Annotated in this window: 12 protein-coding genes and 1 tRNA gene; 5 read left to right on the top strand and 8 right to left on the bottom strand. The window is 73.1% G+C overall.

Going from position 1 to position 13,981, the window contains the following annotated elements; genetic code table 11:
• Positions 1 to 10: 10 nt before the first annotated feature.
• Positions 11 to 508, bottom strand: coding sequence for an NUDIX hydrolase (locus AC1C2V_RS04410; protein ID WP_495388337.1), 498 nt, complete (start codon positions 506 to 508; stop codon positions 11 to 13).
• Positions 509 to 900: 392 nt separating this feature from the next.
• On the opposite strand from AC1C2V_RS04410, the gene AC1C2V_RS04405 reads away from it, so the two are divergent.
• Entirely contained in the window at positions 901 to 1,968 is a 1,068-nt protein-coding gene (locus tag AC1C2V_RS04405) for a 3-deoxy-7-phosphoheptulonate synthase (RefSeq protein ID WP_495388336.1), read from the top strand.
• Between the two features lie 201 nt (positions 1,969 to 2,169).
• The gene (locus AC1C2V_RS04400) at positions 2,170 to 4,116 is read left to right on the top strand and encodes a LamG-like jellyroll fold domain-containing protein (RefSeq protein ID WP_495388335.1); all 1,947 of its coding nucleotides are present in this window, start codon (positions 2,170 to 2,172) and stop codon (positions 4,114 to 4,116) included.
• A 62-nt stretch (positions 4,117 to 4,178) separates the two neighbouring features.
• Here the strand turns inward: AC1C2V_RS04400 and AC1C2V_RS04395 are convergent, their stop codons facing one another.
• From AC1C2V_RS04395 to AC1C2V_RS04370, 6 genes are all read right to left on the bottom strand, one after another.
• Positions 4,179 to 5,573 carry a DUF4232 domain-containing protein gene (locus AC1C2V_RS04395; RefSeq protein ID WP_495388334.1) on the bottom strand — a complete coding sequence of 465 codons (1,395 nt, stop codon included), beginning with the start codon at positions 5,571 to 5,573 and terminating at the stop codon, positions 4,179 to 4,181.
• Between the two features lie 206 nt (positions 5,574 to 5,779).
• Positions 5,780 to 7,027, bottom strand: coding sequence for an NAD(P)/FAD-dependent oxidoreductase (locus AC1C2V_RS04390; RefSeq protein WP_495388333.1), 1,248 nt, complete (start codon positions 7,025 to 7,027; stop codon positions 5,780 to 5,782).
• A gap of 72 nt (positions 7,028 to 7,099) precedes the next feature.
• Positions 7,100 to 7,270: a hypothetical protein gene (locus AC1C2V_RS04385; protein ID WP_495388332.1), complete on the bottom strand. Its 171-nt coding sequence runs from the start codon at positions 7,268 to 7,270 to the stop codon at positions 7,100 to 7,102.
• Between the two features lie 196 nt (positions 7,271 to 7,466).
• Positions 7,467 to 7,543 (bottom strand) — tRNA-Pro (locus tag AC1C2V_RS04380).
• 92 nt (positions 7,544 to 7,635) lie between these two features.
• Entirely contained in the window at positions 7,636 to 8,625 is a 990-nt protein-coding gene (locus AC1C2V_RS04375; RefSeq protein WP_495388331.1) for a metallophosphoesterase, read from the bottom strand.
• On the bottom strand, positions 8,610 to 11,000 hold the full coding sequence (locus AC1C2V_RS04370; protein WP_495388330.1) for a transglycosylase domain-containing protein: 2,391 nt from the start codon (positions 10,998 to 11,000) through the stop codon (positions 8,610 to 8,612). The genes AC1C2V_RS04375 and AC1C2V_RS04370 overlap by 16 nt, the downstream gene beginning before the upstream one ends.
• Positions 11,001 to 11,096: 96 nt before the next feature.
• Between AC1C2V_RS04370 and sp36 the strand changes: the two genes are divergently transcribed.
• Both sp36 and AC1C2V_RS04360 read left to right on the top strand, forming a co-directional pair.
• A complete protein-coding gene (gene sp36 / locus AC1C2V_RS04365) occupies positions 11,097 to 11,261 on the top strand; it encodes a Sp36 family protein (RefSeq protein ID WP_495388329.1) in 165 nt (54 codons plus the stop codon).
• Positions 11,261 to 11,737 (top strand): RidA family protein, encoded by a 477-nt coding sequence (locus AC1C2V_RS04360; RefSeq protein ID WP_495388328.1) that lies wholly within the window; start codon positions 11,261 to 11,263, stop codon positions 11,735 to 11,737. The genes sp36 and AC1C2V_RS04360 overlap by 1 nt, the downstream gene beginning before the upstream one ends.
• A gap of 608 nt (positions 11,738 to 12,345) precedes the next feature.
• Here the strand turns inward: AC1C2V_RS04360 and AC1C2V_RS04355 are convergent.
• Positions 12,346 to 13,023, bottom strand: a complete 678-nt coding sequence (locus AC1C2V_RS04355) for a Crp/Fnr family transcriptional regulator (protein ID WP_495388327.1) — start codon at positions 13,021 to 13,023, stop codon at positions 12,346 to 12,348.
• A gap of 199 nt (positions 13,024 to 13,222) precedes the next feature.
• Here AC1C2V_RS04355 and nth point away from each other — a divergent pair, with 199 nt between their 5' ends.
• Positions 13,223 to 13,966: an endonuclease III gene (nth, locus tag AC1C2V_RS04350; protein WP_495388326.1), complete on the top strand. Its 744-nt coding sequence runs from the start codon at positions 13,223 to 13,225 to the stop codon at positions 13,964 to 13,966.
• Positions 13,967 to 13,981 lie beyond the last annotated feature (15 nt).

Below are 13,981 nucleotides of genomic sequence, written 5' to 3'. Positions count from 1 at the left end.
TCTCGACGGCTCAGCGCACGAAGAACGGCGCGTCGGACGGGCCCGCGAGCCATCCCAGCGCGTGGCCGACGCGTTCGGCCGACGACGGCGCGAGGTCGGGCGGCAGGTCGTCGGGGGCGAACCAGGCGACGTCGGTCGACTCGTCGTCCGCCACGTGCGCCCGCGCGGCGGCCTCGGGGCTGGCGGCTCGGCACAGGAAGCACAGGTCGAGGTACTGCGACCGGTCCCCGTCGGGGTAGTCAACCGGCGGGGTGACGGTCACCGCGACGAGCGCGTCGACCAGCGCGTCCACCCCGGTCTCCTCGAGTACCTCCCGGGCCAGCCCGACGGCCGGGTCCTCGCCCGGGTCGAGGATGCCGGACACGACGGCCCACAGCCCGTTGTCGGCGCGGCGGCCGAGCAGCAGCCGGCCCTCGTCGTCGAGCACGACGCCCGAGACGCCGGGCAGCCACAGCAGGTCGTGACCGACGTGGGCGCGCAGCGCGGCGACGAACGGGGGGATCGGCATGCGTCGACACTACGGCGGGCTGGACCAGGATGCCGGCCCGGATGCTGGACGCGGGTGGACGGGCGGAGTGCCGGCGTCGTACCGTCGTCGACGTGAACCCCCGTTGGTATTGGCGCTTTACGCCGGCTCCGGTAGGAGCTCGGCGGGCTGACGCCTGACCGACACCCACTCCGGAGCCAGCACAGGGCCTGGGACGCTGCACGCGTCCGGGGCCCTTCGTCGTCAGACGGGCCGCTCCGGTCGGGCATGGGCCACGGTTCGACGACGACGCCGAGCCACCGCCCCCCGACCGACAGCCACCGATCGCCCGACTGACCAGGAGCCCCGCGATGACCACCGCCGCCACCCCCCGTACCGCGCCGTCCGAACCCGGCCGGTCGCATACTGACCTGATGGCAGAGACCTCCGACCTGCGGGTCCGCGCGCTCGACCCGCTGCCCGCGCCGGGCGCGCTGCGGGTGGAGCTGCCGCTGGGCACCCCCCGCAGCGACCTCGTCACGACGTCGCGCCGCGAGGTGCGCGACGTGCTGCGCGGCGAGGACGACCGCCTGCTCGTCATCGTCGGCCCCTGCTCCGTGCACGACCCGGCAGCCGCCCTGGAGTACGCCCGCCGACTGGCCCCGGTGGCCCGGGAGCTGTCCGACGACCTGGTCGTCGTGATGCGCGTGTACTTCGAGAAGCCGCGCACCACGGTGGGCTGGAAGGGCCTCATCAACGACCCGCACCTGGACGGCACCCACGACGTGCACCACGGGCTGCGGCTCGCGCGCGAGGTGCTGCTGGGCGTGCTCGACGCCGGCGTGCCCGCCGCGTGCGAGTTCCTCGAGCCCACCAGCCCGCAGTACATCGCCGACGCCGTGACCTGGGGCGCGATCGGCGCGCGCAACGCGGAGTCGCAGGTGCACCGCCAGCTCGCGTCGGGCTTGTCGATGCCCGTGGGCTTCAAGAACGCGACGGACGGCGACATCCAGATCGCCGTCGACGGCTGCATCACCGCCGCGAGCGAGCACACCTTCTTCGGGGCGGACGCCGAGGGGCGCGCGGCCGCCGTCGAGACCACCGGCAACCCGGACTGCCACGTCATCCTGCGCGGCGGGCGCGGTGGCCCGAACTACTCCGCGGCCGACGTGGCGGACGCGCTGGCCGTCGCGCGCCAGTCCGGCCTCGGTGGCGCCGTCGAGGCGGGCGTCGTGGTGGACGCCTCGCACGGCAACTCCGGCAAGGACCACGTGCGCCAGGGCGAGGTGGTGCGCGAGATCGCCGCGCGCCTGGCCGACGGTGAGCAGGGCATCACCGGCCTCATGATGGAAAGCTTCCTCGTGGCCGGCGCGCAGAAGCCCGGCCCGCTCGATGGGCTCGTGTACGGGCAGTCCGTCACCGACGGGTGCCTGGACTGGGACACCACGGCCGAGCTGCTGGGCACGCTCGCCGCCGCCGTGCGGGAGCGCAGGGAGGCCTGAGTCGCCGGCGGCGGACGCTCCCGCTCCTGTCGGAGCGGGTGAATTTTCCGCCCGGGGGTTCGCGGAGACCGCCGGACTCGGTACGTTCTCGTCGGGCTGTCCGGGATGGATGGTCCGGGCGACCTGCGAGGGTTGTCCTCTGACGGCGAACGGTGGACAACGGTGGTTCGACGACGTCATGGCCTGGCCACGCTCGCTCTCGTGAGCCTGCTGATGACGGGTGGTGCCACGGCGACGGCGGCGCCCGACGACGCCGGGCCGTCGAGCGTCGCGGCCGCCGTCCAGGACGACCGGGTGATCCTCGAGTCGGGCCCGCGGGCGCGGACGGCGTTGCGCAGTGCCGCCCCCACCAGCACGGCGGGGTTCGCGTACGACGGCGACCGGTTCGTCGGGCAGTGCGTCGGCGAGGGCGGCAGCGGCTGCCCGGCCCGTGGCGTCCAGCGCGTGGCCTACGACTTCGGCGACCTCGGGGACCCGGCCGCCCTGGCCGACGGGGAGTTGCTGGCCGCGACGCTGTCGGTGCCGGTCGAGCGGGACCAGCGGTGCGGGGTGCAGGCCGTGCAGGTGCACGCCGTGCCCGCGGTGACGGAGTCGACCACCTGGGCGGGTTCGGCGGCGAGCTGGCGGTCCGCCGTGGCCGACCTGTCCGGAGAGCCGTGCGGCGGCGACCGGCAGGTCGAGGTCGACGTCACGCGTGCCGTGGCGCAGGCCGTGCGCGCGGGCCGGCCCGTGGCGTTCGGGCTGGCCGCGGTCGACGAGGACTGTCGCGGGTGTGGGCGGGCGTCGTTCGGACCGGACGCGACCCTCACGGTCGAGCTGCGGACGACCGACCTCGTCGTCCCGGCGGGAACGCGTGACCCCGAGGCGCCGTGCGTCGTCGGCGAGGGCCGACCGGCCGTGCGCAGTGCGACGCCGACCCTCGCGGCAGAGCTGTCCAACGCGCGCGAGCCGTTCCCGACGAGCATGAGCGCGGTCTTCTCGGTGCGGGATCTGGATTCGGGTACCGAGCTGTGGCGCTCGGGACGGACGACCTCGCAGGCGTCGGGGTTGACGCACACCGTCCGTGTCCCCGCGGAGACGCTCGAGGACGGCGGCAGCTACTCCTGGTCCGCGCAGGCCGTGCTGCCCAGCGGGGGCCTCACCGAGGCCGTCGGCTGCGAGCTGACGGTGGACACGCACGCGCCGGGCGAGACGGTGGTGACACCTGTGGACGGGTATCCGGCGGTCTACCCCGAGGGCCAGGCGTCGGGCGGGCTCTCCCTGACGGGTGGGTTCCGGTTCGACGTCCCGGGGACGGACGACGTGGCGTACGTCCGCTACTCGTTCCAGAGCGACGCGATGCTCGATCGCGCCGCACCGGGCGAGGTCGTGGAGTTCACGCCGACGTCGGCCGGCTCGACCGTCCTGTACGCCCAGGCCGTGGACGGCGCCGGGAATGCGGGCCCGCCGGTCCTCTACCAGTTCGTCGTCGCGCTCCCGGTGGCCCAGGGCGCCACGTGGTGGTTCGACGAGCTCGCTGGCACGACGGCGGCGAGCTCGCTGTCCAACGACCACGCGCTCACTCTGTCGGGCGACGACCTGTGGACGCAGGGTCCGTGGGGATCGCCCGACGACGGCGCGCTGGCGTTCGACGCGGACGGTGACGTCGCCGCCACCGAGGGGGCGGTTGTCGACGCGGCCGGGAACCTCACCGTCGCGGCGTTCGTGCGGCCCGCCGCCGACGGCCTGGCCACGTCCGTCGTCGCCCAGGGGGAGGCAGGCCGGGCCGGGTTCGCGCTCGGCACGGTGGCGGACGACTCGTGTGCCTCGGCCACAGGCACCTGCTGGTCGTTCTCGGTGGGCACCGGGGACGGCGCAACGGTCGCGACGGCGGTGTCCGACGTCGCGCCGGAACCCGGGGCCTGGACCTTCGTGGCCGGCGCGCGCAACGTCGCGACCGGCACCGTGGACCTGTGGACCTGCCCGCTCGACGGCTTCGGCGGTGTCGAGCGGACCGGTCAGTCGCCGGCCGACGCGCTGATCGACGCGCCGTCCGGGCACGTCACCCTCGGGGGCGGTGCCTGGCGGGGCGTGGTCGACGGCGTGCGCGTCCTCGACTCGGTCCAGGGCGAGTCCACGCTGCGGCGGTGGTGCGCCGGGGCGCGCTGACGCCCGCGCTCAGAAGGCGGCTCCATCGGCACACCGACCCATGCCCCGCACGGCCTGGCTCGCTACGACCAGCCGTCCGCGGCCTGCGCCCACGGCCCGACGCGCACCTCGGCGCCGTCGAGCACGTCGAGGTCGGCGGGGCCGCCGACACCCGAGTCGTCCGGGTACGCCGGCTGCAGCGGGACGGGCGCGGCGCCGGGCACGGCGGTGACGTCGACGGCGGTCGTGACGTCGGGGTCGTTCGCGGTCGACATGGCGCGCCACTGCACGGTGGCCAGTGCCCGCTCGCCGGCGGGCACGACGACCCGGCCGGGCACGACGCCGGGCGCCGCGGCGACCACGCGCACGTCCTCCTGCGGCTTGCCGTCGGCGTTGCGGAACACGAGCAGCGGCACGCCCTCGAGGGCGCACGGGTCGCCGGACACGTTCTCCGCGCGCACGGCGAGGTACCGGCTGCCGGCCGCGGCGTCGGGGGTGCCGAGCGTCAGGCGCAGGTCGTCGCCCGTGCAGGCGGGGGCGTCGTGGTCGGCGGGCCAGGGCTCGGCGCCGTCGGGCAGCGGCACGGTGTGCGGCACGGTCCTCGGCGGCTCCAGCCCCGCAACCCACCCGGTGAGGGGCTCCCCGCCGCCGGTGACGGTGAACCCCGTCGGCGTCACGACCGACGCCTCGTCGGCGGACTCGAGCCCGGCGCCCACGTCGCCGGGGCCGGCCGCGTCCTGCGCGAGGGTGACGTCGAGCGCGCTCGGCGACGCCTGGTTCCAGGTGAAGACGACGCCGGTCACGCCGGGCATCTCGACGGTGTCCGCCAGGAGCCGGGCGGTCGCCTCCCGCGGCACCAGGCCGAACTCGTAGGCGATCGCGCCGTCCGCGGTGCGCAGGCTCTGCCCGGCACCAGCAGAGGCGTCGTCGCGCTCCTCGAGCAGCGCGGCCGCTGCGACCAGCGTGCGCCCGTCCGGGACGACGACGGCCGTGTCGTCGACCGATGTCGCGCCCGCCGCGCGGAGCTCGAACGCCGTCGCGACCGGGCCGGCGCCGGGGGACGAGCCGTCCGCCGTCGCGCCGTCGCCCCCGGCGGCGACGTGCAGGCGGACGGGGGCGTCGTCACCGCCACCGTCACCGCCGGCGGTGACCGTGACGTCGAGCACGAGCGGCGCGCCCTCGTCCGGCTCGGGCAGGCGGGCGGCGACCGCGGCCGCGTCGGCGGCCCGCTGCGCGTCGGCGGGGGCCAGCGCCGGGTCGAGGTGCACTACGAGCTGTACGTACGTGGACTCGTCCGCGGACCGCCACCCCAGCGGCAGGTCGCCCTCGGCCTGCACCTCCAGGACGCCGGGGACGGCCTCCATCTGCTCGACGATGCCGCGCACCGGCTGGCGCAGGCCGTCCCACGGCCGCCAGACAAGGCCGCCGACGACGAGCAACGCGAGCACTGTGAGGGCAAGGGCGCGAGTGCGGGTCACGGCGTGATGGTGCCAGACGCCGGGCGGTCACGGGTGCGCGCGCCGTGCGCGCCCCGGGGAGGGCCTTTCCCGGGGCGGATGAGAACGTCCACATGACGGGTCGCGTGCTACTCCCACGACACCGACCTGGTGCTCCACCTCACCGAGTGGGAGGAGTTCCGCGCCCTCGACCCGGCGGCGCTAGAACCCGCGAGGTTTCGACAAGCTCAACCGACGAACGCCTCGAGCTCGGCGCGCGGCACCTGGCGACGGGAGCGGACGAGCTCCTCGACGTCGTCCATGCGCTCCCAGACGTTCACGGCCATGCCGGCCTGCACCTCGCCGTCGCGCAGCCAGAACGCGACGAGCTCGCGGTCCTCGGTCGAACCGCTGATGAGGATCTCGTGGTCGGCGCGCGGGTCGACGAAGCCCTTGTACTCCATGCCGACCTCGTACTGGTCGCTGAAGAAGTAGGGGAGCACGTCGAACGTGGCGTCGTCGCCGAGCAGGGTGCGGCCGGCGTGCGCGCCGGTGTCCTGCGCCACCGCCCAGTGCTCCACGCGCAGCGGGCGGCGGTAGTGCACGGACGGGACGGACGCGATGTCCCCGGCGGCGAGGACGTCGGGCGCGGACGTGCGCAGCGCGCCGTCCACGACGATCCCGCCGCCGAGGTCGCGCGAGCGCAGCTCCAGCCCCGCCGCCGAGGCGATGCCCACGTTCGGCGTGACGCCCACGCCGACCACCACGAGGTCGGCCTCCAGGTGCGTACCGTCGGCGAGGTCCACGCCGGTGACCCGGCCCGACTCGCCGCTGAACCGCACGACGTCACCCCGGTGCCGCACCACGCCCCGGTCGTCGTGCAGGCGCCCGTACAGCGCCCCGAGCTCCGGCCCGAGCGTCCGCTCCAGCGGATGCGCCGTCTGGCCCACGAGGCACACGTCGAGCCCGAGCATCCGCGCGGACGCCGCCACCTCGGTGCCGATCCAGCCGTCCCCGACGACGACGAGCTTGCCCTCGCTCTCGAGCGACGCAGGGAGCAGGACCGCCGTGAGCAGGTCGGCGTCGTCGACCGTGCGCAGCTTGTGCACCCCGATGAGGCTGCGCCCCGGCACCTTGAGGGCGCGTGGGGTGGAGCCGGTCGCGAGCAGCAGCCGCGAGTACCCGAGCGTCGACCCGTCGGCGAACGTGACCTCGTGGTCGCCCGGGGCGACGTCGACCACGGTGGTGAGCGTGCGCAGGTCGATGCCGTGGTCGTCGTACCAGCCCGCCTTGAGCGGGTAGATCACGTCCGCCTCGGCCTGCCCCCGCAGGTAGTCCTTGGACAGCGGCGGGCGCTCGTACGGGCGGTGTCCCTCGGAGGTGACGACGACGACGTCGACGGTCTTGTCCTTGTCGCGCACCGCCTCGACGGCCCGGGCCGCGGCCAGCCCTCCTCCGACGACGACGATGGGCTCGGTGGGCGACGACGTGGGCATGGTGACTCCTGACCAGCGGGGACGATGGCTGCCGTCCCTGACGGTGCCACAGTTCGCCTGCGCTGGCGATCCTCAGGGCTGCTCGCGCACGGTCGCCATGGTGCGGGTCATGAGGCCGGGCGCGCGGGGCGCGACGCTCGTATGCCCGCCGTACGACGCGGCGAGCCCGCGCACGTGCTCGAGCCGCACCCGGTCGCCGTCCTCGTCCTGGCCCAGCACGTGCGCGCGGACGACGAGGCGCACGCGAGTCCCGGCCGCCCGGACCGCGTCGGAGAGGATCCGCTGCAGGTGGGGGCGTCCCGTGCCGAACGTCGCGGGCAGGTCGTCGCCACCGGCCCGGACGCTCTGCTCCTCGAACAGCGCGGTGCCGGGCGGGAGCGACCGAGAACGACAAGAGGCCCTCCGCCCAGCATTGCTGCTGGTCAGAGGGCCTCTCGGCTGGTCGGGGTGACAGGATTTGAACCTGCGACCTCTTCGTCCCGAACGAAGCGCGCTACCAAGCTGCGCCACACCCCGAAGGACTTGCCCCACGCGTCCGGACTGTCGTCCTCGTGCGGAAGCCTGCTCAGAATAGCCGACGATCCGGCCTGGACGAAAACGAGATCCGGCTACCGGGAGGTGAAGGTGAGCAACGTCGCCTCGGGGCGGCATGCGAACCGCACGGGCGCGTACGGCGAGGTGCCCGCGCCGGCCGAGACGTGCAGCCACGTGGAGCCGTTCCCGCCCGTCTCGTCGGGCCGCGGGCCCGGCCAGCCGTGCAGGCCGCTGGCCCGTCGGCGGTCGATATCGCAGTTGGTGACGAGCGCGCCGAACCCCGGCACCCGCAGCTGGCCGCCGTGCGTGTGCCCGGCCAGGACGACGTCCGCGCCGTCGGCGTGCATCCGGTCGAGCACGCGGCGGTACGGGGCGTGGGAGACGCCCAGGTGCAGCACGGCGTCGCGGGTTGAGCCTGTCGAAGCCTCGCTGGTTGAGCCTGTCGAAACCCGGGTCTCGACAGGCTCAACGGGCGGGCCGGGGAACTCGTCGCGGTCCAGGTGCGGGTCGTCGACGCCCACCAGCGACAGCAGCCGGCCGTCGGCCTCGACGACGTCGCGCCGGTTGGTGAGGTCCTTCCATCCGGCGGCGAGCATCGCGTCGGCCAGCTCGCCGGCCGGCAGCTCCGGGGGGCGCGACGGCGCGACGCGGGCGTCGGGCAGCAGATAGCGCACCGGGTTCTTCGGCACGGGGGAGTAGTAGTCGTTCGAGCCCATGACGAACGCCCCGGACGCGGAGATGAGCAGCGGGGAGAGCGCGTGCAGCAGCGGTCCGAGCGAGTCGCGGTGGGCGAGGTTGTCGCCCGTGTTCACCACGAGGTGCGGCTCGAGCTCCGCGAGGGACCGCACCCACGCGATCTTCCGGTGCTGGGACGGCGTGAGATGCAGGTCCGACAGGTGCAGCACCCGCAGGTCAGGCTCGCCCGCCGGCAGTACGGGCACGGTCACCCGGCGCACGGTGAAGAGCTTGGTCTCCAGGTGGGCGTACGCGAGCCCCGCGAGTCCGGCCGCGACGACCCCGCCGGCCACCTGCCAGCCCCGCACCCCGGTCAGTTGTCGCTCCACGCGTCGCCGAGCGAGTCCCAGTCGCCCTCGGTGATGGCGTCCCACGCGGCGTCGGCGTCCGTCCGGCCGTCCTTGCCGTTGCCCTTGTCGTTGCCCTTGCCGTTGTCGCCCTTGTCGTCGTCGCGGTCCTCGTCGCCTTTGTCGTCGCCCTGGTCGTCCCCCTTGTCGTCCCCGCCGTCGTCGGGCGTGGTCGTCTTCGGGGCGGCGCCGATCAGCTTCGAGTCGGGGGCGCCGAAGTCCTCGGCGGGCAGTCCGGCGACCGCCTTGTCCATGTAGGTCTTCCAGGCGGGCGCCGCGATCGTGGAGCCGTACAGCACGCGGTAGTACTTGCCGTTCACGACGTTGCCATCCGTATGGTTGTCGTTCACCTTGTCCGCGTTGCCCACCCACACCGATGTGGACAGGTTGGGCGTGAAGCCGGTGAACCACGTCTGCGCGGACAGCTGGGAAGTACCGGTCTTGCCGGCCACCGGGCGCCCGTCGGACAGGCCGCCGAGCTCGCGGGCGGTGCCCGAACCGGAGAAGACCTTCTCCATCGCGTACACGACGGTGTTGGCGATGTTCGCCGGCAGGGCGTCCTTGTCGCAGTTCGCGTCCGGGACGTCGTAGTCCTTGTCCCCGGGGCCGGTGATGCCCGTGATGGCGATCGGCGAGCAGTAGGTGCCGCCGCTGGCGAGCGTGGCGTAGGCGGCGGCCTGGTACAGCGGCGTGGACTCCTGCGTGCCGATGATCATCGGTGCCAGGATGTCGATGTCATCCTCCTCCGGAGCGGTCACCACCCCGCCGCTGCCCTCGTTGTGGACCGAACGGGTGGGCCGGAAGCCGATGTCCCAGGCGGTGCTGCGCAGGTCGCACAGGTTGAGCTGGAACCCCATCGCCGCGTAGGCGGTGTTGACAGACTCGTAGGTCGCCTCGAGGGCAGAGATGTAGCCGACCTCGACGCCCTCCGAGTTCGCCGGAGCCCACGGCTCTGCCGCCTGGAGATTCCCGACGCACGGCGTCTGGAAGTCCTGCGGCCAGCGCGCCGTCTTCGTCGCGTTCACGCGCTCGCTCAGGGTGTGGCCCTCCTTGAGCCACTGGGCCAGCACGAACGGCTTGAAGTTCGAGCCCACCTGGAAGCCGCCGGACGCGCCGTGCGTCGGGTCGGCCGAGTAGTTCACGCGCGTGGTGCGCCCCTCGCTGCCCGCCGACGGGGTGTAGGGGATGTTCTGCGCCATGGCCCTGATCTCGCCCGTGCCGGGCTCCACCGAGACGACAGCGGACTGCAGCTTGCTGGAGTCGTCGGCCGGGACGGCGTCCTTGACCGCCGCGGCGGCGGCCTTCTGCTTCTTGGGGTCCAGCGTGGTGTGGATCTCCAGGCCGCCGCGGTAGAGCAGCGCCTGGCGCTCTGCCTTGGTCTCGCCGAACACAGGGTTGGTGACGATCTCCTTGGTGACGTAGTCGCAGAAGAACGCGGAGTCCTTCGCGGCGCTGCAGCCGATCTCGACCGGGTTGACGTCGAGCGTCTCCTTGATCGTCTTGGCCTTCGCCTCGTCGCGCTCCTCCGTGGAGATGTAGCCCAGCTTCCACATGTTCTGCAGCACCAGGTCGCGGCGCTCCTTGGCCTCGTCCGGGTTGACCGTCGGGTCGAAGCGGCCCGGTGACTTGGTGATGCCGGCGATGGTGGCCGCCTCGACGACGCTCAGCTCGGAGGCGCTCTTGGAGAAGTAGTAGCGGGCCGCGGCCTCGACGCCGTAGACGCTGCGCGAACCGAACTGGGCGGCGTTGAGGTAGCCCTGGAGGACCTCGTCCTTGCTCATCGACTTCTCGATCGCGATGGCCATCTTGGCCTCGGTGAGCTTGCGGGCGATCGAGTCCTCGCTGGCCTGGATGACGCCGAACGGGTCGTCGTCCTGCAGGGCCTGGTCGATGAGCATGTTCTTCACGTACTGCTGCGTCAGCGTCGACGCGCCCTGCGTCGCGTGCCCGGCGAAGTTGTTCGCGAGCGCGCGAGTCATGCCCTGCACGTCGATGCCGCCGTGCTCGTAGAAGCGCTCGTCCTCGATCGAGATGACGGCTTTCTGCATCGGCTCTGCGATCTCGGCCAGCGGCACCACGATGCGGTTCTGCGCGTAGAACGTGGCGAGCAGCTTGCCGTCGGCCGCGTAGATCCGCGACTGCTGCGACATCGGCCGCGGCTCGAGCTCCGCGGGGACCTCGTCGTAGATGGCGATGGTGCTGTCCGCCGCGGCATCGGCCCCGGCGACCACCGGGATGACGAGTCCGGCGGCGAGCACACCGCCTACACCTGCCGCGAGGACGAACGCGAGCAGCAGCGCCACGAGCTGCGTCGCGGGCATCGTGCGGGTGATGCGACGAGGGTCGGATTTGGCCATGCCCACCAGGGTAAGGGTTGGGGCTGTCTCAGCACGGCCGGGCGGCCGCGTCCCGCTGTGCAGGTTCTGTGGACCGGTGGTGGTTACGATCGCCGCATGGCTACCACGTGGGAGTACGCGACCATCCCCCTGCTGATCCACAACACCAAGGCGATCCTGGACCAATGGGGGGCAGACGGCTGGGAGCTCGTCCAGGTCGTCCCCGGCCCCGACAGCACCAACCTGGTCGCCTACCTCAAGCGACCCTCCGGCGAGCAGTGATGAGCACCTCAGGACCCGAGGCCCGCCTCGCCGAGCTCGGCATCTCGCTGCCCGACGTCGCCGCGCCCGTCGCGAGCTACGTCCCGGCCGTCCGGTCCGGGCACTACGTCTACACGGCGGGCCAGCTGCCCTTCGTCGACGGCGCGCTGCCCGTCACCGGCAAGGTCGGCGCCGGCGACGGGCTCGTCTCGCCGGACGTCGCCGCGGACCTGGCACGCACCAGCGCGCTCAACGCCCTGGCCGCGGTGCGGTCGCTGGTGGGCTCGCTGGACGCCGTCGCCCGCGTCGTGAAGGTCGTGGGTTTCGTCGCCTCCGACCCGTCGTTCACCGGCCAGCCGGGCGTCCTCAACGGCGCGTCCACCGTGCTCGGCGAGATCTTCGGCGACGCGGGCGTGCACGCGCGTTCGGCCGTCGGCGTCGCGGTGCTGCCGCTGGATGCTCCTGTCGAGGTGGAGCTGATCGTGGAGCTCGCCTGATTCTCTGGTTGCGGCCGTAACTCTCGGGTTACGGCCGCGGGTGGGGACGAGGTTCTTCGCCCGGTCGCGTTCACGCGCCCCAAAGGGCGCTCCACTTCGGGAGATCTACGACCGGGCGAAGAACCTCGTCCCCACCCGCTCCTACATCATCTTCCGCGCCGCGTCAGGTCCTCTTGTGTCCCCAGGCGTCGCGGAAGATGTCGCGGTAGGCGACTTCCAGGGACGGACGTCGCGGCCGCCGGTCGACCTCTGTCCCTGGGCGTCGCCGATGACGGCGAGGTAGCGGCCGCGGAGGGACGTCAGTCCTGGCGCCTAGCCCGCAGGTCGCGCGGCGGGCCGAAGGCGAGGCGGGCGCCGCGTCGTCGTCGGGCATCGCGACTGCGAGCCGACAGTCCGAGCAGGCGGAAGGGGCGTTCTTCGCCCGGTCGTAGATTTCCCGAAGTGGAGCGCCCCTTGGGGCGCGTGAACGCGACCGGGCGAAGAACGCCCCTTCCGCCTGCGGCCGAAACCGAGGTGACGGACCGGTGGTTTCGACAGGCTCAACCAGCGATTAGTGACAGGCTCAACCAGCGATCAGTGACAGGCTCAACCAGCGCCCGACCAGCGGCTCAGCGAGCCCGACGCTCCAGGCGGTCGATGTCGAGCAGCACGACGGCGCGGCCCTCGCGGCGGACCCAGCCGCGGGTGGCGAAGTCGGCCAGCGCCTTGTTGACGGTCTCGCGGGAGGCGCCGACGAGCTGGGCGAGCTCCTCCTGCGTGAGGTCGTGCGCCACGCGGATGCCGTCGTCGTTCGGCTCGCCGAAGCGGGACGAGAGGTCGAGCAGCGCCTTGGCGACGCGGCCGGGCACGTCGGAGAAGACAAGGTCGGCCAGGGTCTCGTTGGTGCGGCGCAGGCGGCGGGCCAGCGCTCCCAGCAGCGTCGTGGCGACGCTGGGGTGCGCGGCGATCCAGTGCACGAGCGCGTGGTGCCGCAGCTCGTAGACGAGCGCGTCGGACACGGACGACGCCGTCGCCGTGCGGGGGCCCGGGTCGAACAGCGACAGCTCGCCGAACATCTCACCGGGACCGAGGATCGACAGCAGGTTCTCCCGGCCGTCGCTCGACCGGCGGCCGAGCTTGATCTTTCCCTGCGCGATGACGTAGAGCCGGTCGCCGGGCTCGCCCTCGCGGAAGAGAACGTCCCCACGGGTGAGCTCGACCGGGACCATGGACTCGAAGAGCGCCTTCGTCTCCTCGGATTCCATGTCCGCGAAGAGAGGGGCGGAGAGCACGACGGTGTCGTCCACAGGATTCCTCACGTGGTTCAGGGGCGGCCTTTCCCGGGGTGGGGCGGGTCGTCCGGGGGTTGTCAAGAGGTTGTGTTCCGGTTCTCAGTCTGCCTCACCACACCAAATCGCGTCGCCTCGGTGGGGTCCTGACCGCGCGGTCCTGGGCCCGTCGCCGCTCGACCGACGGCCGTCGGACGGGGTGGCTAGGCTCCAAGACGTGCCGACGAAGCCCACGACCACGCCCGCCAGTGACGAGACCCCGACCGGTGAGTCCCGGGTGGCGCTCGTGCGCCGGGCTCGCAGGATCGACCGCGAGCTGGCGGCCACGTATCCGGACGCCCGAGCGGAGCTGGACTTCACCACGCCCCTGGAGCTGCTGGTGGCGACGGTGCTCTCGGCCCAGACCACGGACGTGCGCGTCAACGCGACCACGCCCGCCATCTTCGCCCGGTACCCGGACGCCGCGGCCTACGCGGGCGCCGACCCGGCGGAGATGGAGGAGCTGTTCAAGCCCCTCGGCTTCTTCCGGGCCAAGACGCGGTCGGTCATCGGGCTGGGGCAGGCGCTGGTCGAGAGGTTCGACGGCGAGGTCCCGGCGCGGCTGGACGACCTGGTGACGCTGCCCGGGGTGGGTCGTAAGACGGCGAACGTGGTGCTCGGCAACGCCTTCGGGGTGCCGGGCATCACCGTGGACACGCACTTCGGCCGCCTGGCGCGGCGCTTCGGCTGGACCACGTCAGAGGACCCGGTCAAGGTCGAGCACGAGGTGGGTGCGTTGTTCCCGAAGAAGGACTGGACGATGCTCAGCCACCACCTCGTGTGGCACGGGCGCCGGCGCTGCCACGCGCGCCGGCCGGCGTGCGGGGCGTGCCCGGTGGCTCGGTGGTGCCCGTCGTTCGGCGTGGGCGAGGTGGACCCGGTCGCGGCCGCGAAGCTGGTCAAGCCCGGCCCGCGCGGCTGATCCGCTGCTGGTTGA

It is taken from the genome of Isoptericola sp. Y541 (genome assembly GCF_059445465.1).
The sequence above is the reverse complement of the archived record's forward strand: the minus strand, read 5'-3'. Positions and strand labels throughout refer to the sequence as shown.